At 46.6% G+C, this 18052-nt stretch carries 19 protein-coding genes; 12 read left to right on the top strand and 7 right to left on the bottom strand.

Features of this window, described 5'->3' with window-relative positions:
* Window positions 1–185 precede the first annotated feature (185 nt).
* From SYNC_RS04110 to SYNC_RS04100, 3 genes are all read left to right on the top strand, one after another.
* Complete coding sequence (locus SYNC_RS04110) at window positions 186–860, top strand: L,D-transpeptidase (RefSeq protein WP_011618812.1); 675 nt, start codon at window positions 186–188, stop codon at window positions 858–860.
* A gap of 87 nt (window positions 861–947) precedes the next feature.
* Window positions 948–1958 carry a type I glyceraldehyde-3-phosphate dehydrogenase gene (gene gap, locus SYNC_RS04105; RefSeq protein WP_011618811.1) on the top strand — a complete coding sequence of 337 codons (1011 nt, stop codon included), beginning with the start codon at window positions 948–950 and terminating at the stop codon, window positions 1956–1958.
* A 334-nt stretch (window positions 1959–2292) separates the two neighbouring features.
* Window positions 2293–2544, top strand: coding sequence for an RNA polymerase-binding protein RpbA (locus SYNC_RS04100; protein ID WP_011618810.1), 252 nt, complete (start codon window positions 2293–2295; stop codon window positions 2542–2544).
* Between the two features lie 100 nt (window positions 2545–2644).
* On the opposite strand, the gene SYNC_RS04095 is transcribed toward SYNC_RS04100, so the two are convergent.
* Together SYNC_RS04095 and SYNC_RS04090 are read right to left on the bottom strand one after the other, a co-directional pair.
* Window positions 2645–2860, bottom strand: coding sequence for a Nif11-like leader peptide family natural product precursor (locus tag SYNC_RS04095; protein WP_011618809.1), 216 nt, complete (start codon window positions 2858–2860; stop codon window positions 2645–2647).
* Window positions 2861–3753: 893 nt separating this feature from the next.
* Window positions 3754–4053 carry a hypothetical protein gene (locus SYNC_RS04090; RefSeq protein WP_011618808.1) on the bottom strand — a complete coding sequence of 100 codons (300 nt, stop codon included), beginning with the start codon at window positions 4051–4053 and terminating at the stop codon, window positions 3754–3756.
* Window positions 4054–4328: 275 nt separating this feature from the next.
* Between SYNC_RS04090 and SYNC_RS04085 the strand changes: the two genes are divergently transcribed.
* Window positions 4329–4559, top strand: coding sequence for a hypothetical protein (locus tag SYNC_RS04085; protein WP_237699275.1), 231 nt, complete (start codon window positions 4329–4331; stop codon window positions 4557–4559).
* A 532-nt stretch (window positions 4560–5091) separates the two neighbouring features.
* Here the strand turns inward: SYNC_RS04085 and SYNC_RS04080 are convergent.
* A complete protein-coding gene (locus SYNC_RS04080) occupies window positions 5092–5433 on the bottom strand; it encodes a hypothetical protein (protein WP_049750388.1) in 342 nt (113 codons plus the stop codon).
* Window positions 5434–5516: 83 nt separating this feature from the next.
* Here SYNC_RS04080 and SYNC_RS04075 point away from each other — a divergent pair, with 83 nt between their 5' ends.
* Window positions 5517–5702, top strand: a complete 186-nt coding sequence (locus SYNC_RS04075) for a hypothetical protein (protein ID WP_011618804.1) — start codon at window positions 5517–5519, stop codon at window positions 5700–5702.
* A 316-nt stretch (window positions 5703–6018) separates the two neighbouring features.
* The gene (locus SYNC_RS04065) at window positions 6019–6207 is read left to right on the top strand and encodes a hypothetical protein (protein WP_011618802.1); all 189 of its coding nucleotides are present in this window, start codon (window positions 6019–6021) and stop codon (window positions 6205–6207) included.
* 127 nt (window positions 6208–6334) lie between these two features.
* On the opposite strand, the gene SYNC_RS04060 is transcribed toward SYNC_RS04065, so the two are convergent.
* A complete protein-coding gene (locus tag SYNC_RS04060) occupies window positions 6335–6814 on the bottom strand; it encodes a hypothetical protein (protein ID WP_011618801.1) in 480 nt (159 codons plus the stop codon).
* Window positions 6815–7510: 696 nt separating this feature from the next.
* Between SYNC_RS04060 and SYNC_RS04055 the strand changes: the two genes are divergently transcribed.
* From SYNC_RS04055 to SYNC_RS04045, 3 genes are all read left to right on the top strand, one after another.
* Entirely contained in the window at window positions 7511–7951 is a 441-nt protein-coding gene (locus SYNC_RS04055) for a hypothetical protein (protein WP_041426415.1), read from the top strand.
* A 688-nt stretch (window positions 7952–8639) separates the two neighbouring features.
* The gene (locus SYNC_RS04050) at window positions 8640–9665 is read left to right on the top strand and encodes a mandelate racemase/muconate lactonizing enzyme family protein (RefSeq protein WP_011618800.1); all 1026 of its coding nucleotides are present in this window, start codon (window positions 8640–8642) and stop codon (window positions 9663–9665) included.
* 13 nt (window positions 9666–9678) lie between these two features.
* Window positions 9679–10455 carry an SDR family NAD(P)-dependent oxidoreductase gene (locus SYNC_RS04045; RefSeq protein WP_011618799.1) on the top strand — a complete coding sequence of 259 codons (777 nt, stop codon included), beginning with the start codon at window positions 9679–9681 and terminating at the stop codon, window positions 10453–10455.
* 344 nt (window positions 10456–10799) lie between these two features.
* Here SYNC_RS04045 and SYNC_RS04040 read toward each other — a convergent pair whose 3' ends face one another.
* Complete coding sequence (locus tag SYNC_RS04040; protein ID WP_011618798.1) at window positions 10800–11753, bottom strand: alpha/beta hydrolase; 954 nt, start codon at window positions 11751–11753, stop codon at window positions 10800–10802.
* A gap of 261 nt (window positions 11754–12014) precedes the next feature.
* On the opposite strand from SYNC_RS04040, the gene SYNC_RS14190 reads away from it, so the two are divergent.
* Window positions 12015–12248 (top strand): hypothetical protein, encoded by a 234-nt coding sequence (locus SYNC_RS14190; protein ID WP_011618797.1) that lies wholly within the window; start codon window positions 12015–12017, stop codon window positions 12246–12248.
* A gap of 475 nt (window positions 12249–12723) precedes the next feature.
* Window positions 12724–13632 (top strand): SMP-30/gluconolactonase/LRE family protein, encoded by a 909-nt coding sequence (locus SYNC_RS04035; RefSeq protein ID WP_011618795.1) that lies wholly within the window; start codon window positions 12724–12726, stop codon window positions 13630–13632.
* Between the two features lie 1851 nt (window positions 13633–15483).
* Here the strand turns inward: SYNC_RS04035 and SYNC_RS04025 are convergent.
* Both SYNC_RS04025 and SYNC_RS04020 read right to left on the bottom strand, forming a co-directional pair.
* Window positions 15484–16578: a dienelactone hydrolase family protein gene (locus SYNC_RS04025; protein WP_011618794.1), complete on the bottom strand. Its 1095-nt coding sequence runs from the start codon at window positions 16576–16578 to the stop codon at window positions 15484–15486.
* Window positions 16579–16937: 359 nt separating this feature from the next.
* Window positions 16938–17525 (bottom strand): ferritin, encoded by a 588-nt coding sequence (locus SYNC_RS04020; protein ID WP_011618632.1) that lies wholly within the window; start codon window positions 17523–17525, stop codon window positions 16938–16940.
* A 265-nt stretch (window positions 17526–17790) separates the two neighbouring features.
* Here SYNC_RS04020 and SYNC_RS04010 point away from each other — a divergent pair, with 265 nt between their 5' ends.
* Window positions 17791–17994: a hypothetical protein gene (locus SYNC_RS04010; protein WP_041426409.1), complete on the top strand. Its 204-nt coding sequence runs from the start codon at window positions 17791–17793 to the stop codon at window positions 17992–17994.
* The last annotated feature ends 58 nt before the right edge of the window (window positions 17995–18052 follow it).

Below are 18052 nucleotides of genomic sequence, written 5' to 3'. Positions count from 1 at the left end.
CACTCGACATTCCACGACGAACAAGAAACTGAGTGAGGGCCAACAGACCGAGTAGCAAAGCTGTGGCAATCAGAAGCTTCAAATCTAAACATTCAGAACATGCTCATCTTTGCAGGCAAGGGAAACAAACCTCGCCATGATGAGGAAAATCATCAAAAAAGATCATGCACTTAGCGCGGATACTGATGGTCACAACATCAGCTCTCATGCTTTCAGGATGCATGCAGCAAAAGCAAACAACGAAAATCTCAACACAAGGAGAGGGGTCAATTGAGATCGAACTCAATCAAGTTTTGCCCCAGGAAAGCAAAGGCAAAGCTGAGATCGATGGCAAAGAAATGGTATTTGAGGTGGGTTATGGAAAAAATGGAGTTGGCTGCATAGGCAGCACTTTTGAGGAAGGTGTTACACCACTAGGAACATTTAAAGTCAATGCAATCATGAGTAGAGATAGATTCGAGATGGATAAAAGCCTGATCGAAAAATCAGGAAAAACGAAAAATTATCTAGCAAAAAATTTATTCAACAACATGAATTCCATAGACTTTAAAGGTGACGGAGAAACAGGTGAATATGGATCTGGCTATATCAGCCTAACCCCAGTTCCATCAACAACACAGCCATTTAGATTTAACGAATACGATGGAACCTATCGATGGTATAGCTTTGCAATTCATGGAACGAATGACGAAACACGCATCGGCCAACGCGTAACAGGTGGATGCATCAATATGAACAACAGCGAGCTCGATCAACTCATCAAAACCGTCAATCTTGGAGATGAAGTGCTCATAACATCAAACAAGCCATGCAATCGCTATCAGCAAAATAGTTTTAGCCAAAACAACGATGCTGAGTGATAATACTCAATCACATGTGAGCATCTTCCAATACGGAGATGCAGAAGGTTGCACAGGCCCTATAACTAGTTTTTAGGATTCCCACCCATGACCATTCGTATTGGTATCAATGGGTTTGGCCGCATTGGCCGCTTGGCTTTCCGCCAGGCTGTGTCGATGGACGATGTTGAAGTGGTAGCAGTAAACGATTTAATCGACGTTGATTACCTCGCCTATCTACTTCGATACGATTCAACTCACAGGCAATTCCAAGGTGATGTGAGAGTCGAAAATAAAAATCTTATTGTTAATGGTAAATTAATCCGTATTACTGCTGAACGAGACCCCAAGGAACTGAGATGGGGAGAAATCGGTGCTGATTACGTGCTCGAGAGCACGGGCTTTTTCTTGACAGATGACAAGGCGAGAGCACATATCGATGCTGGTGCAAAACGAGTGGTGATGAGCGCACCCTCAAAGGACGAAACTCCCATGTTTGTAATGGGTGTAAACCATAAAGATTACCTAGGTCAGGAAATCGTATCGAATGCAAGCTGCACGACAAACTGCCTTGCACCACTAGCAAAAGTAGTTAACGACAATTTTGGAATCGTAAGTGGATTAATGACAACAGTCCACGCAACAACAGCAACTCAAAAGCCTGTCGATAGTCCATCACTTAAGGATTGGAGAGGGGGACGAGGAGCCGGGCAAAGTATTATTCCAAGCTCAACAGGAGCTGCAAAAGCTGTTGGGCGGGTGATTCCTGAATTAAATGGAAAACTCACAGGGATGGCGTTCAGGGTGCCAACTCCTGACGTATCAGTTGTTGATCTCACAGTCAATTTGGAAAAGTCGACCAGTTACGAAGAGGTGAAAGCTGCCATGAAAGCAGCTGCAGAAGGCGAATTAAAAGGAATTCTCGGCTACACCAACGACCAAGTTGTCTCCAATGACCTGCTCGGCGACAGTGCTACCTCTGTCTTTGATGCCGGTGCTGGAATGGCTCTGAATGATCGATTCATGAAACTCGTTGCCTGGTACGACAATGAGTGGGCCTACAGCTGCAAATGTATTGATCTAATTAAGCATATGGAATCATCAACATACGTGAAATAGCTTCGGATACGTCGGCAAACACTCATTCCATTTAACCCTAGTATCGTTTGCTATCAGATTGGGATGATCTGGCGATGCAGAATAGTGAAATCGCATAATTGATCATTGAGCACAAAGAGAGTTCTTAGCATTTATTACTCCAAAACAAAGAGAGCAACTCAGAACCAATTGATTAGGATTTGACAGTTCAAATCACCTTTATTTACAATCGCACCCATTCAGAGATGCAGATGAGAGGCTTGCTTGAAGGGCTGAGGGAAACTCAAGAAGCACACATTCAACAGAAACCATGCAAAACTAGCTCTAGAGAACCAATGGGTATGGAGAACACACCATGACAGATATCCCAGATTTCAATTCGTCTACAGAGAAAAGAGCTCGGTTTGGCAAAGTCTTTTCAACAAGAGTAGAAAAGCTGATTGAAGATCTACAAGCAATGGCAAAGACTGCAAATTTAGAGATTTACGAATTTGACGATGAATTAGTCAAAAAACTATTCATAGAACTAGCCAAACGATTCAGAGCTACAGCGCATCGTTTCGGAATTGAGTTCGAGATTAGCATCGACGGAGAAGCGGTAGAATAGGTGAAGAATCAACAAAAATCTAATCCTGTGGCGTCCATATATCTGCTGAAAATGCAGACAAGAAAGAGATATAGAATTTAGACCAACTATCAATTACGAATTAGTTGTATTCACCAGGCGTTTCTTGCTTAGAGACTGTCACTCGTCCAACTTTCTTACCCGATTGACGGAGCAACTCATCTCCAGAAAACTCATAACCTAAATTGGCAGCAATTTTGGCCACATCGTCCGCTGTTGATGCCGAAAGAACGGTGGATTTTAAGGCCTCGTCGTCCTGCATCTTGACGAGAAATGCCCTGAGTTGATCAAGAGCCATAGGGGAAAACCTTGTTTACACCAGGCGAGCATGCCATGGCAGAAATGATGAACAGGGAAGTCAGCGACAGACCGAAGGCCGAAATACCAACCACACTCAATGCTAAAGAAAAAATTAAGCCGAATGGACTTTCATGAAGCAGAGAGGTCAACACCGAAATAATATCTTACTTTCAACACAATCAAAGAGGCGATGGAAATGAATTCTCTCGACAATGCACCATCCTGTTTCATGCATTGGTGCGTACAGAAGGTGACATCAAGTCTCTATTCAGTCTCTGCAACAACCAATGGGGTGCATTACGACCACGTTGGCAACTTTCGGTCCGTAAGCGAAGCCCATAGCGCTGGACGGCGCTATGCAGCCACACAATCTCATCATCGGCAGAAGTTGGCTTAAAAAGTTAGAAAATAGTCAGGTCATTCAGATGAACAATACTAATTATTGAAGGCTGCATACTTAGGAACAAGAGGGCACAGACTTGAGCTATAGAAAGACTCACAATGACTGCGAAGTGATTTGGACTTCTTCTGTCATCAATCACCTGTAGGACCAAGCTTGTGTCGCCTACGCTTCAATGCTCTGCGTAACCACGGCAAAACAATGAAATCCATGAGCGCAAAGCTAACGAGACATGGCAGAAAACCCTTACCAATAAATTTACAAATAAGCCTGGATCCGTCAATTTGACAAATAACTAGCTCTGCAAACCAATAAATTGCAATCTTAATCAGAAAGCTTTTAAGCGATGACGAAAAAGAGGCTTGGTGTGAAGCCATCACGCATTAAGACTTAAAGCCACGCTAACGCGTCAAGCGAGACTTCAGAGGCAAGACAAGGAGATTATTTTCACAATAAACGACTTGATACTGGCGATTGTCACCATCATCAAGCTAGTCAACGAATAACGAAAGATGGCGATCATCAACTTCAATCATTTCCTCCTCATCTTGATGGAACCAGCATCCATACATCAGATTGATGATCCGACCCACTTCAAGATCACGGTCGGCAACCTCCTGCCAGAGGCGTCTGGATAACTCCCGGTCATCCAACTTGAACTGCGCTTGGACCAGGCTCCTGGTGATTGAAAAATAGGTCTGTCGATCATTTCGCGAACGACATTCAGAGGCAGCACCAACGGACATCAGTAAAGACTGAGTCTGGGAACCGGAAATCGCAGCTTTGGTCATGAAGATTCTCCAAATTTCGAAGATGCAAGCAGGCAGCCCTTCCTATGGAAACGACGGCCAGACTCACCCGTAGATGCCAGTTATATGCCTGCTGACAGGGACATAACGTCAGCCTGCTTCTACTGAAGACTCAGGTGGAGTGTCGTCTGTCAAAGCGCCTCCCATCTCACTCCCTATAGTTTGTGTCAAAAGCTACCTACTGGCATCGGTGTAAAGGCGCATTGCCAAATCAGCAAAAGCATCCAAGGTTTAAGCCTGTGATATCGGTGGTTCTGATGCCCACCGGTCAACACCTGTCAGCAATCGCCGAAAAATCCATGAATGACCATGAGCAACTACTTGAAGGATTAAAGAAAGTACTGAACATCGCCAAAGCCAATGGCAATAAGCTGTTCATCGAAAACATCGAACGAGATATTAAGGCTCTGGAAGCAGGAGAAGAATCTCCAATTATCAAGGAGTACCTAACACCTGAAGAGAGGATATCGAGCGATTCCAAAGACTAAAATCAAAAAAGGAAGAGACACGAAATCAAAATGACCCTAGACTCTCCCTTTAAAATTCTACATTATCAATATTGAGCGAACAATCAACGCAACTATCGCCTTGGCTTTTTACTAATATCACCAAAATCATCATCATTAGGCTGTAAAAACTGCCAGACAACAGGAACAGTAAAAACAATCACGAGACCAATAGTGGCAAGAATAGCAACTGTGTAATCTCCCAAAATTCAAATCCCCGTGGAGGCTGATCATAAGGCGTCTTACGCGTGATCACAACGCATACAACCGCTTACCAGTGCTTCAGCGTTGTCCTACAAAACAAGTGCTGATAACTACAAACACCCATGGGGGGAGGTCAAGGTCGGACTGGCTGCGACTGAGGGGAAGGGGCTTGGCGGTTTCGAGGATCCTGGTCATTTCTCCAGGGAGTAAACATCACAAAATTTCCGAGCACAAGACCAGCCGTAATGATCAAGGCAGCAACCTGCTCAACTTTCTCAATACGCATACAACGACCTTGATGCTCTAGCTGTCATAGACGACTTGCCGATGAGGCTTCACTGAAGTCGACCACAAGGTCACCATCTCCATCTCGTTCAATGACAAAGCGAAACCCATTCACGAAGCCAGACCATTCCCCCTCTTCAGGCTCTGCACTCTCTCCCGACTGCTCCGAAACCTTGGTTTCAAACAATGTGAAAAACACGTGTGATGCCACCTCAGCAGCTTGCACAGCATCCATGTCATCAAGATCATGGGCGGCCACCGAGCAGCCCTCAAGCAGCTCTTGATCAATCACGATCCCCTCTCCCAAATCAGCGATCAACGCTTTAAGAGCATCGTCCTGCATCGCAGCCATCACAAAGTGCTCCATCAAACTCGTCAGCAGGACGTTGGTCAAGGCCACAACGCGCCACACAGTGCACGTAGCATCAGGCTTGTAACGATGGAGAGAGAATGCGTTTCGTCTATTTCAGTGTGCTGTTTGCGACCGCGTATTGGTTTTTGGTTTCTCTCGTGCGCTTGATTCTTGCCAAACGCAACGTCAACGTGATCATTGAGACTCCCGAAAGAAGTGCAAATGTGAACGCACTCGAGCGAGCATGGACAGCAGAGACACCCGAAGCGAAAGAAGAAGATTAAGAATGAATCTACAATCGCAAACCTCAATTATCGTCTAAAAACACACATCAAGCCAACAAACACTTAGCGAGTATTTAGCCAATATATTTACCAATTTAATTGCAATCCAAAGCAATGGCGTTCCTTCATCCCAGCAAGCAGAGGAATCGAGCGAGCAATTGACTCAGCCACAGAAACCAGGACGGATTGAGACGCTGGAATAGCTGAGACAGTGAAACGATACTGTTGATCAGAGCCTCGCTCTCCGGGGTAATCAAAGAACACCTCTGGTCTGAAGGGGCTCTGGGAAACTATGCATTGCTTGAATAATTTCGCCATGCAGGAATGGACTGACGAGTTCATCACCAGTGCTCAGCATGAGCTGGTCAGCATGGTTAAAGACTGGAAATACGACTATGGCGCTGATGACAAGGCATGTTCAGCAATGCTCTTATGGATGGTTTTGAAACTCAATCCAGAGGCTGAAATTGACTCAACGTTGCTTCAGCCCTTTGATTACTCCTAGTGCTTTAAGCGCTGAACTCACGGGCCCCTCGCGCAGCACAGCCCCCCTGCTGCAATAGAAGCTCACATTTGTCTGCGCTGGGACAATCAACTGCTTATGAAATCAAGCCTCATCGCAACAGCACAACTTAACCATCAACCCCAATGCCTGAAAATCCACCAACGATCCATTCTTCTTCCAGCTCATAGAAAGACAGGAACCATTCCTTTTTCCACTCTTCTGGTAGACCGAGACTCCAGAACTTAGGTACGACGAGACAAGTCACAAGGTGACCAGTATGCCGAGTGACTTGTCCTGTCTCTTCCATGTGAGGTTGATCTGCTGATTCAGGAAGCAAATGACGACATTGAGGAAGCACAACGAATTGAAAGAGGCGTTCCCTATCTCCCCCGCTCTTGATGTCATCGGTAGCAGCAACTGAGAAGTCCTTCCAAAACTGAGTGTTGATGTACTCGAGAATGATTTCTTTACTCCATCGAGCTGCGCTATTGAAGTGATCAAGGTAATCACCACTGTCCTCTAAGTACCCACAAACAATGCTGAACAACTCAACCTTTTGGTGATCGGTAAGAGCCTCAACAAATTCGCGCTGCAGGTGGAAGGTCATTCAGGGGTTAAGACATCCAAGTCATTGTCGTCAATCATCCAATCGGCATTGAGTGCGGCCGATCAATACTTTTGCCAAATCTCCTCAGCTCTGAACCGATGACTGTAATCGCGGGGGTGGGGCGGTTGATTGCAGGAGTAACAATAGCGCCACGCATAGCTATTTCAGAGTAAAAAATTTGATGCCCTTGTCCTTGCATTTGTTAATGAGTAAGATTTGATCCCCTATAGCCAAGTCAAAGTCTCCAGCGCACCATTCTTTGTAGGTGCTACTCAGGTCAAAGTCTGATGCATCGTTTACCCACAATGCAAAACCAGCTGGATCGTCAAACATCTCAAGCTCCTGACTGACATTGGTTCAATTTAAAATTAATCGACATAAGCATGATTGGGTACTTATTGCATTAGCCCGCTAATACTTTTTTGTGCAAATGCGCAAATGCAAGCGGTTACTTGGGGGCCCATTTGTTTTCACTGATGACCAACTCTTTTGCGCTGACCACTAGCGAACAGTGAATTCATTTCGTTATTGTCTCTATAGACATGCTAGAAACCAACCCATCAATGCCATTCCACTTTCTCGCTAAATTGCAATCACCACAAGCATCTCAAGTGATGAGCTATACCCACACCCTTAGCTTTTCCCTAAAGGCATTTGCATGACTTTCAGCATTGAATTGACGACTCATCTCTACAGATGAAATACCTTCCCGCTTTCTTTACTCTGCTCCTTGGCGGGTCTCCTGCTTTAGCCGATGACTTCCTATATTTAGAGTGTGAAACGACAACAAAGGCCATTTTCACTGAAATAAAAACGCAGAGAATCATCAAAGAGAAAACCAAAGACGAGATATTAACGCTGAAGATCGACCCTGCCAACAATAAGTTCACGACCCACAAAGACAGCAAATGGGACGAGATGGAAATCAAAGAGCGCAAGCTAAAAGCTGCTATTCACAAGGAGCAAAATGGGCTATTAGTAAACGGAAACCTAGAAATAGAAATCGATCCAGCTGGAACATTAAAGTCAAAGATAAACTTTATTGCATGGATGATTGCAACCGAAATAGAAATGAGTGGCAACTGCTATTCAGTAGACGAGTCAGCATTTAATGTCGCCAAACAAAAAGCCAAATAACTTTTGACATCTCCATCATGCAGTACCAGTTAGGGCTGTTTTTAAGGATCCCTACTGGTCTTTCAAGTAGTTCAATACCGAGTGTGAGCAAAGCCTCTAGCCATCAGCTTCCTTAACTCTCCGTGCCATCAACAGCTCTTGCAACAGGGCAAGGCGATCCTATGCCTCGATGGTCATTAGCAAGTGGCAACGACTTAAAGTATTACCCACTACAAAAAACACCCCTCTCGTGGCGATTTCAGGTTTCTTTCAATAACCTGTCAACATCCCAGCCATCTATTCCGGGATGCTCTCCTAAGCGGACCGTTTATCTCGACGATAAGCATCGGGTAGTGATCAAGAAGCGAGCAAGAAGAAGCCAGATCTTTGTAAGACCAACACATCTGACGCAAAGTACTCCAACGTCGGACTACACATAAATGGTGCCCCAAGCAAAGAAAGCCACCGTTGACACCAACAGTTCTCTAACGCTCTGTTCCAATAAATGCTCAACTGTCCGCCTGTTTACCGTAATCATTCTGAACTTTATTCGGACGGTAAACTTGCTCAACGTGAGCAACTTTGCAAATCAACGTTTTATGGCTATAGGGAAATAAGATGCTTTTAGCAATTGACAATCAAAATCAAGGATGTCAGCGCCATTTTGCTCTCTATTCCTTTCGAATCTGCCGGTTCAGGCGAAGGTATCATGCCAACTCCTTGGACAGAACTTGAGTTCTGCCTTGTAAGGATAGAGACTGATCAAGGCCTTATTGGCTGGGGAGAGGCCTTCAGCTATTCCTGCAGCCGATCGGTGGCTGCCTTCATCAGACAATCAATCGCCCCGCTACTAATCGGCCGGGATTTGCCCGATCCAGTTGTCTTCGGAGAGGACGCCCAGCACAAGCTGATTCTTCAGGGTCGCAGCGGTGTAGCGATGTTCGCGCTTTCGGGCATTGATATAGCGCTCTGGGATCTGAAAGCCAAGGCAGAGTCAATCAATCTGGCCCAGCTGTTGGGTGGTCGTTGCAGAGAGAGTATTCCCGCTTACGCCAGCCTCATACGCTATGGAAATGTTGATCTTGTGGCCTCAACTTGTGAGCATATTTTAAATATTGGCTTCAAAGATTTCAAGTTGCATGAAATCACTTTACCCGAGATCCGCCGAGGAGCTGAACTATTAGGCGAAAACAATGGCCTAATGGTGGATGTGAATTGCAACTGGACCGAGGTTCAATGCCAGCAAGCAATTCCAGAGCTGTTGGATCTAGATGTGCGGTGGCTTGAGGAACCGATCTTTCCTCCCGAGGATGTGCGTGCCCTTGCCCTGCTACGAGATACCGGTATCAGGATTTCTACTGGCGAAAATGCATGTACAGCCTTTGCTTTTGAGCAAATCTGTCTCGCTGGAGCTTCAGATTTCTTGCAACCCAGTGTGACCAAAGTGGGTGGTTTGACCGAGGTTCTGAAGATCCTGAAAACCAATGGCGGGCCACGAGGACTTCCTTTTACTCCACATTCTCCATACTTCGGACCGGGATTTTTAGCGACTCTTCAACTAGCGGGAGCCGAAGAGAGCACAAGGTTTGTGGAGTATCTCTACGTTCAGCCTGAATGCTGGATTTATCTAGACATGCCGCTACCTGAGGACGGCATGGTTTGCATCCCAGATGGCAAGGGTCTAGGAATGGATCCAGATCCTCGGGTGCTTGAGCGTTATTACGTAAACGGTTGAGGATCTGAAGACTATGGACCTTCAACTAAAGGGAAAGGTAGCGCTCGTTACAGGTGGAAGCCGGGGTATAGGTCGTGCAACCGCACTACGTTTTGGTTCCGAGGGATGCAACGTGGCGATCTGTGCTCGCGGCGAAGAGGGTCTTAATAAGACACTCGGAGAGCTCAAAGATTTAGGGGTGATGACATTCGGCGTAGTGGCCGACATGTCAATCGCGGGCGAGGCTGCTCGGTTTGTTGATGAGGCGGCAGATGCGCTTGGAGGTGTAGATATGCTCGTCAACAATGTCGGTGGCTCGTCGAATAGCACATTCTCCGAAGCATGTGACGAGGACTGGCTGAAGGCCTTCAATCTGAACCTCTTCCACGCAGTGAGGGCGACTCGAGCGTCGTTGCCCTACTTTCGCAAGCGAAGGGGCGGCAGCGTCGTCACGATTGCGTCGATATCTGGTTGGAGACCAGCACCAGACAAAGCAATTTACGGAGCAACCAAGGCAGCTGAAATTTTCCTTTCTAGTTCTCTAGCCTGGGAGCTATCACCACAGAATGAACGCGTAAACACGGTATCCCCTGGATCGATCGACTTCCCGGGGGGGGTATGGGAGCGATTCAGGAAACAGAATCCCGAACAGTTCGCTGCTTTCGCAGGTAGAGAGTTTCCTGCGGGGCGGCTCGGCAATGCCGAGGAAGTCGCCAACGTCATCGTCTTTCTTTCCTCACCGAAAGCTAACTGGATCAATGGCGCCCACATTCCCGTCGATGGTGCTCAGGGGCGCCCATCAGTCTTCTGACCTAGCCCAATAAACCGAGATCGGCATCAATGACACGTGTGAGTACAAGCAAAAACCTAACAACAAGAGAGGGCTAATAACAAAATCATCTTCACGGAATCATGCAGCGATTTCGAGTTGGCACGGTGGAATCTCGATCTGAAGACGGTCGACGCGATGAGGTCGTCGTCTCAGTCAACATCGCAAATTAGAACTTGATTTTCGACTGATCGAACCCGAGTTGCCTCGTGGTGAACACGCTCGACGTAGGAAAGAAGGCTTGGTACAAACCATCGAGGGCGCAGTCTCAGAAGTAGCGAGTCCAGTACAGCGCCGCAACAGACGAATAGCTCCGGGCTGGTCCATCAACCATGCTTTCTCACGAAAGTGCCGATCTCTTCGATGGCTTTAGTTGCTTCTGGGAGGTAGGGAGCGAAGGCGTGCCAGACGTGGGGCATGTCGGAGTACACACAAAGTGTGACGTCAACGCCGGCCGCACGGGCGTTCTCAACGGCTTGTGTCGAGTCGTCGAGAAGAACTTCTGCATCGCCAACATGGAAGAGGAGCGGTGGAAGACCTGCGAAGTCTCCGTAGAGCGGCGAGACGAGCGGATCTTCAGGATTGGCGTTGCCTTGCAAATAGACGTCCGCGGCCTTGCGCATGCCGTCGGGGCCCATCGTGAGGATCGGGTCGCGATCGGCGCGAGTGCGGTAGGAGTCGCCCGACGCAAGAAAATCGGTAGCCGGTGAGATCAGGACCGCAGCATTCGGGAGCGGCAATCCGCGCTGCTTCAACGCGAGCAGCACCGAGAGGGTGAGATTCCCGCCAGCAGAGTCTCCGGCAACAAACATGCTCCGCGCCGGACCTACACCGCCTGGGCCATTTTCGCGAAGCCAGCCATAACAAACGAGACAGTCGTCGAGGCCGGCCGGGTAAGGGTGCTCTGGAGCGAGGCGGTAGGCAACGGCGAGAACGGCACAGCCTGTTGTGGCCGAGAGGCGCGCCGAGAGTGAGCGGTGTGAGTCAAGACTGCCAGAAGTCCAGCCGCCGCCGTGGATGAAGAGGAGACGACGATCCGGGTCAGCGCCGGGGGCAAGGAGCCATTCGCAGGGCACATTGTCAATGCTAGTCGGAAGCACCTCAGTTTCAAAGTCACGCACCGACGGATGCAGGTCGCCGAAGCGATTAATCAAGCGCCGACTTTCTTCGATGTCAACGACAGCGCTGATTTCAGCGGCAAGGCCCTGCAGATGCTCAATAACGCGGGTGAGTTCTGGGCTAGGCATCAGTAGGTTATGAATTCTGTATTTACGAGCCATTCAAACGGAATGTTGAGAAGACTCGGACTTCTTGGTCAGTGATGTGTGTTTAACGCAGCCATCTGACGATGAAGTCGAGAATCAACCATGATCGTTTCAGCTTGCAGAGAAGTGCAATTAGCAATTCCTTGAAGCGGTAGAAAATCAATGAGACAAAGAAAATCAGATCAATTTATTTCAGCCCCTAGCATTACAGACGTCAACAATACGATAACAACACCAGCAGTTCTTTTCATAGCGATCTAATTCAATGCTGCAATTATGGCTTCATCACCATCAATAGAAATCACCATAAAGATGGAAATCACTCATTTAAAAGGGGAAAACCAACTGGCAAATGAAGGTGTACAGGTCAAGCAAGTAGAAAGTCATCCCCAAAAAGCACATGAGCGCAATCTCGATTTCTTAACAGCTTCCTTGACTAACTATTCAGCACCTAATGCCATTTCAAGAAACACCTTGCTACTTTGGATCCATAAGAAAACATCACCTTGAAACTCGTTACGAATACAAATGTTCAGCGATGAGATCGTTCTGAGCAAAGGATTAGGAAGAAAACCAGAAAGCCCTAGCAATCGAACACCCGGAACAGGCAATTGAATTTACGATGGCAATGCATTATGCAGCTGCCCTTCTGTTGCCAACTTTAACCTGCCTGATTTCATCGTCCCTAGATCATTGACTAAACACATTTTAAGAAATCACAGGGGGATCCAATGAAACAGAGAGCTGTCCTGAGAGACAAGATCTTAACGAGCCAATATCGCAACATATCAAACAAACATCTAAATGCTAAAATCAGCTTGACGACGTCGTCGAATTGTAGAGTTACGAATGATTTTATTAACCAGCCTGGGCCAAGACGCTCATTAATACTGTGTATTGCAGATCCACTGGTCATAGTTTGCTCTCGCGCGGCAAGCTACCAAGAGAAAAACAACACTATCAGGATTAGGCAGGAGTTAATTTCATGATCGAGATTTTTTCAAATCAAATGAGGGACCTCATTGACAGAGAGGTTCAAATCCAGCGTGTTGCAACCGGCTTTGAGTTCACCGAGGGACCGATCTGGCATCCTCGCAATCATCACCTTCTTTTCTCGGATATACCTGCGAATCTACGCCTTCAATACTCATTGGATGGAACGACGCAAGAAGTGCGAAACCCATCCAGTAAATGCAATGGAATGACTTATGATTTTAATTTGAATCTTTTAGTTTGTGAACACCTAAGTTCATCAGTTGTTCTAGAAGGTGAGGATGGACATCGAGAAGTCCTGGCGTCCCATTTTGAGGGGAAGCAGCTCAATAGCCCAAATGATGTTTGCATCCGATCAGATGGATCAATTTATTTTTCTGATCCTGCATATGGACGAATGCCTTGGTCGGGTGAGGAGCGCAATCAGGATCTGGACTTCCAAGGTGTGTTCCGTATAAACACCAAAAGAGAACTTGAGCTTCTTGTCGATAAAGATTGCTATCAGCAACCAAATGGATTGTGCTTCTCACCAGACGAATCATTGTTCTATATAAATGATTCGCCAAAAGCTTTAATCGACGTCTATAAAGTCGCGTCTGATGGAAGCCTTTATGAGAAGAAACGTTTTGCTGAAAACATTGGGGACGGTACTTTCGAAGGAGGAGTCCCTGACGGAATGAAGTGTGATGAGTACGGAAATGTTTGGGTGACAGGTCCAAAAGGTCTCTGGATTTTTAACCCCAAAGGTGAGCAGCTAGGGGTAATTAGAATCCCTGAGCACACCGCAAACCTCCACTGGGGTGGAACTGACTGGCATACATTATTTGTGACAGCTAGCACTTCGGTATATTCACTCACAACAAAAGTAGGGCCCCGTATTGAAAGCTTCATGAAAGCTTGAATCAATAGCTTGTGAGTTTTTAGTTTATTTTCTATCCATATTTACAGTAACTATAAGATTGCACCCATTTGCCAGGCCATCAGCCTTTCCCTCTCTTACTCAACCAACAAAGACAACATCCATTCAGAATCGAACTTGGCAGCTTCTTTAAGACCAAGCACCTCAACCCCTAGTGCTATCAGTACTCCTAAAGCAGAGCATTCTTCATCTTAGTGACGATGGTCATACGTAAGTGACAACGACTTAAAGCATTTACACCTGCAGCAGGCTTCCTGGAACCCTGTGAGCGAAATCACAGCCACTATTGAGCTAGGGCATTGAGCGAACTGCTGAATTCGGAGATGGTGAGTTCACCGGAGGCGTGAGCTTCCACCGCACCCTAAATCAATGAAAACGTACAAGCTAAGTGGAATTGCTGTTACACTGACTTCTGCCTGTGTGATCACAAGTACAACATTTTCAAATGCTCACCTATCCAAAAATTGAGCACTCTATCGACGTGTGCCAACAAAATCCTCAATCGCGGGGCCGTCTCTAACAAGCCCCACAAAGCCGTTAAAGAAGCATATATTCTATGGAACAATCTTTCAAAAGAAAAAGGTTATAAAAAATTCAAAGTCGCAAAGAATCCAAAAGTAGTACTCACATATCTTCCTCTTTACAAGCCAACTGGGAAAAGTGCATGGAAAGCAAATGTACTCGCCTTTCCCTGTAAATAAATTTCTTAGCGGTGATATTCAGTGCAGGCAGTTACCGATGCTCTTTTTGGCTGTTGTGTAGCTTTCAGCCTATGTCCCATATCATCAGACTACCCAAAAAACAATCAAGCCCCGCCACGAGCGGGGTTTTTCATTGTTTACCGACAAACAGCAAAGCTAAAGCTGCCCATGCCCAATGGATTAGGCAAAAGAAAACCCCGCCAAAGGCAGGGTTTCTCGGCTTCTAGTTGGACGTGTTTCCTAGTTTCCACTCCGTGAAGAAGCCCTCCTCACAAATCAATCATGCCTCAGAAACCTCGCAGAACAATCCCCTACGTATCAGTTGGTTGACTGATCGGCAGTGCCGTCATCAACATGGTGGTGGCCAACTCCTCACAAGGTTTGGCTCCTCACACCCACAGAAGAAGGCTTAGTCGCCTTCTTTTTTTATGCCAGCCCCAGAGCTTTCCCTGCCTTAGAGAAGCTCAGTGCTAGCAATCAAGGGCATGAAAAAAGGCGAGCCGGCTCGCCTTTTTTCATGCGACACGCTCAATGGTCACAGCTATTGAGAGCTTTTCGCACTAATCGAGTCTCAGGCCGCCACACAATGTACTTGTGACTCTTTGGACGGGGTCAACAGTCCCACAACCATCAATCTTTCGCGATTTAGAAGCCCGCGAAAGGTTGAGGGACTTTGCATTTTTTGATAGAAAGAACTTGAGACCTAAACGTTAGGTTTCTTAGATCCCGTCCAGGACCAGGACTGCCCCCGCAGGATGACCTGTTGGGGCTTGCCTGACTCACCCCCCATTTCAAGAGCCCAACCGGCGGCACTTTCCAGATAGGTGCTCAGAGGTTGCACGTCTTGCTTAAGCGTTGGCCCTGCTGCAACAGTTGCTTTCTGATATTGCACGCCAACACAAACACTGGAACAACGGCAGTTCCATGGCGCCCTTTCGTCCAAATAGCTCCACCCCTCTATGGCCTATTTGCAAATACAGACGTACTGGCACGGACAGGGATTGGTGGTTAATCGTCAAAGCTCGAACTACACACAGCATCCTGGAGCAGCAAGTTACAGGTTTGCTGCTAGTGAGTATGTGCAATTAGGCCTGCCAATAATGACTTTTTCAATTCGTCAGACAACCATTAGTTAATTCGAGCTGACAACTTCGACAAGACGTGAATCCGACGAAGACTGATCAAGAAAAGACCGTCCAGTCTTTACATCAAGATTTAGGGATTGATTTAGGAATGCTACCGCATATTCCATTGTGGGGATGTCTGAATAAGGTCGACTTGGGCGGTTAAAGTTAAGACCAGTCTCACCTCGTGCCCAATCAGCAAAGCTTTGCATTTCGCCACCATTATCAATACCAGCAATTGTGAAATGACTCACTTGATTTACATTCATCAAAACTGCATCTTTTGAGTTTTTAAGTATTGCCATAGAGCCACCATCCCAGGTTGGATCGGATTGCGGTCCAAATAATAGTGGGATCATCGGCGAAACGTTATTCGTGAAAACAGCCTGAGTATCGCTTAGTTGAACTTCTCCTGAGCAAGGGCAAAGAGCATCTGTCATTGAACAGAAAATTAATATAGGAGTATTTGAATTATTGACAATTGAACTTGGCGTTGGCTGCACACCATTCCAAGGAGCAATCGCCACAACAGCTTTGACAATGTTGGATTGCTGCTCTCCAAGCTCAGAGGCGACATCAATAACCATGCCTCCTCCCATGCTATGTCCCATCAAAGCAAGCCGACCGGAATCAACGTCAGAGCGACCAGCTAGATAATTTAAATTCGAGCGAATATCATCAGCCATCGACGAAAAGTCAACGGCATTACTGAATTTCAATGGTAGCTGGAAAAGATTTCCCAATGTTGCTAATGGATGATTTACATTAATTACACCGCAATCCCCTTGCTCTTGATTTGCAATCACGATGAATCCCCAACTCGCCAAACGAGACAACGTGGTTGAATATTTTTCTGCAGGTCCGCATAGTCCGTGAGCAAATACCACTCCAGGCCAGTTCTTTCTGCTCTCGTCAGAGTCGGATGGCTTAAACAACAAGCCCTGCCCTTCCACTGTTGAAACTGAAACTGAAAAAGGACCAGGCCCAGAGTAGTCATTCTGAGCCGCTAAGACTTCGGGGACAACCCGAGGACTCAAAAAAGTTGCGAACAAAGCCAATATATTGAAAGCAACATACTTCAAAAGATTTGATTTAAACTTCATGCTAAGCCTTCAGAGTTTTAGACCATAGCCTGACAATACATTCAAAATGACAACTTGACAGTTAAAATTAATACTAGCTATCAACCCTTATGCAACCACAATGATGGAACAGCGCAAGAAGCAATGTCAAGACTTATAGTCATCAACTTCATTAAGTCTCAGTGGAATCAGCAGCTCCTGAAGCAGATCAAGCGTTATCTGAGTGGAGGGTTCATTGGTTGGGGACAATTGCTTAACGCATTTTCACGCTGCAATGAAAAACCCCGCACTGGGCGGGGTTAGGCAGTGTTGAGCTGTTCAACAAGAAGCTACAACTTGAAGTGGCATACTTTTAGTTTGTACAGCCCTTATTGCAGAACTTATGATTGAAGCTTTGCTGGTTTTGCCTCTTCTTCCCTGAGCTCTGCGTCAATGATCATCATTGCCGCACGCTCATTATTGGCGTACTTGACCCTTCCTAATAGATAGGCCGCCTCATGTTCAGAGATTCTCTGATCATCCACAACTGGATCAAGAAATACGGTTGTTCTCTGATCAGAGGCACGCTCAGCTATTGAATACAGCAGAAGAACAGAGGTTGTGACGTCTGCTTCCATGCGGAAGACATTGGCGATCACCTCTTCTGGGTCAGGCCATGTCTGACGAGGTGCTTCAATCGTGTCTAATTCAACTGTCTGACCACGGGAGATCAGGTAGTCAGCGAATTTTGCGGCATGTTCTTGCTCTTGCTTACCCTCATTGCGCAAGTATTCAGCAAAGCCAGTCAGTTCGCGCTCTGCAAACCAGATCGCTGCTGCGAAGTAGGCCGCTGAAGACTGCCTTTCCAGATTGAGATGGGCTTGTAGCTGTTCCACCATCTCTTGTGTCATCGTCTCTGCCATTGCACGACCAGAAGGGCCTGTTGCAATGGCGAGCCTGCCTTGAGCTGTTGCTGGTGTTTGAGTCATGATTATGTCCAAAAGGAGGACTTCTCTGTTCTATTGCACTTTTGCCAATTTGTAAGGGGTATTAACCGAACATTAATGAGCGATAATATGCTGTTGAGAATCACATTCAAGAACAGCAAATATGTTGCTGAGAATCACAATCAGGAGTGCAAATCTGCTGCTGAGAATCAGTTTCGATAAGTCGATATTGAGTGTTCGGTTAGCCGCCGAAGAAATGATGCCCTTAATGCACTAGACCGGACAAGTTGTTACCGAGGGTTGTGTGATGAATGAAGTTTTACTTCTATGCGACTGCTCGCTTTGCAAGCGCAGCGTTGAAGAATCGCGGTCAATCAGGATTGGCGGGCAGCATTTCTGCTCTGAGTCCTGTGCCAAGGGGCATCCCAATATGGAGCCATGTGATGGCGAGCGGGATGGCTGTAACTGCGGAATTGCAGAGCTGGAGCTGCTTTTGGCGGCTGCCGATTAGTTCACTAACCGCTTGATGAAATCGGAACCACCATCGCTCACCCCCTCAAGCGTGGTGG

This window comes from Synechococcus sp. CC9311, assembly GCF_000014585.1.
Taxonomy (GTDB): Bacteria; Cyanobacteriota; Cyanobacteriia; order PCC-6307; family Cyanobiaceae; genus Synechococcus_C.
Note: the sequence above shows the minus strand (reverse complement) of the source record. Positions and strands in the feature narration are given on the sequence as shown.

Excerpts from the sequence above, each read along its gene's own strand:
- SYNC_RS04110 (WP_011618812.1), top strand. The coding sequence starts at position 186 with ATGGTCACAACATCAGCTCTCATGCTTTCAGGATGCATGCAGCAAAAG.
- gap (WP_011618811.1), top strand. The coding sequence starts at position 948 with ATGACCATTCGTATTGGTATCAATGGGTTTGGCCGCATTGGCCGCTTG.
- SYNC_RS04100 (WP_011618810.1), top strand. The coding sequence starts at position 2,293 with ATGACAGATATCCCAGATTTCAATTCGTCTACAGAGAAAAGAGCTCGG.
- SYNC_RS04095 (WP_011618809.1), bottom strand. The coding sequence starts at position 2,860 with ATGGCTCTTGATCAACTCAGGGCATTTCTCGTCAAGATGCAGGACGAC.
- SYNC_RS04090 (WP_011618808.1), bottom strand. The coding sequence starts at position 4,053 with ATGACCAAAGCTGCGATTTCCGGTTCCCAGACTCAGTCTTTACTGATG.
- SYNC_RS04085 (WP_237699275.1), top strand. The coding sequence starts at position 4,329 with ATGCCCACCGGTCAACACCTGTCAGCAATCGCCGAAAAATCCATGAAT.
- SYNC_RS04080 (WP_049750388.1), bottom strand. The coding sequence starts at position 5,433 with ATGGAGCACTTTGTGATGGCTGCGATGCAGGACGATGCTCTTAAAGCG.
- SYNC_RS04075 (WP_011618804.1), top strand. The coding sequence starts at position 5,517 with ATGCGTTTCGTCTATTTCAGTGTGCTGTTTGCGACCGCGTATTGGTTT.
- SYNC_RS04065 (WP_011618802.1), top strand. The coding sequence starts at position 6,019 with ATGCAGGAATGGACTGACGAGTTCATCACCAGTGCTCAGCATGAGCTG.
- SYNC_RS04060 (WP_011618801.1), bottom strand. The coding sequence starts at position 6,814 with ATGACCTTCCACCTGCAGCGCGAATTTGTTGAGGCTCTTACCGATCAC.
- SYNC_RS04055 (WP_041426415.1), top strand. The coding sequence starts at position 7,511 with ATGAAATACCTTCCCGCTTTCTTTACTCTGCTCCTTGGCGGGTCTCCT.
- SYNC_RS04050 (WP_011618800.1), top strand. The coding sequence starts at position 8,640 with ATGCCAACTCCTTGGACAGAACTTGAGTTCTGCCTTGTAAGGATAGAG.
- SYNC_RS04045 (WP_011618799.1), top strand. The coding sequence starts at position 9,679 with ATGGACCTTCAACTAAAGGGAAAGGTAGCGCTCGTTACAGGTGGAAGC.
- SYNC_RS04040 (WP_011618798.1), bottom strand. The coding sequence starts at position 11,753 with ATGGCTCGTAAATACAGAATTCATAACCTACTGATGCCTAGCCCAGAA.
- SYNC_RS14190 (WP_011618797.1), top strand. The coding sequence starts at position 12,015 with ATGGCTTCATCACCATCAATAGAAATCACCATAAAGATGGAAATCACT.
- SYNC_RS04035 (WP_011618795.1), top strand. The coding sequence starts at position 12,724 with ATGATCGAGATTTTTTCAAATCAAATGAGGGACCTCATTGACAGAGAG.
- SYNC_RS04025 (WP_011618794.1), bottom strand. The coding sequence starts at position 16,578 with ATGAAGTTTAAATCAAATCTTTTGAAGTATGTTGCTTTCAATATATTG.
- SYNC_RS04020 (WP_011618632.1), bottom strand. The coding sequence starts at position 17,525 with ATGACTCAAACACCAGCAACAGCTCAAGGCAGGCTCGCCATTGCAACA.
- SYNC_RS04010 (WP_041426409.1), top strand. The coding sequence starts at position 17,791 with ATGAATGAAGTTTTACTTCTATGCGACTGCTCGCTTTGCAAGCGCAGC.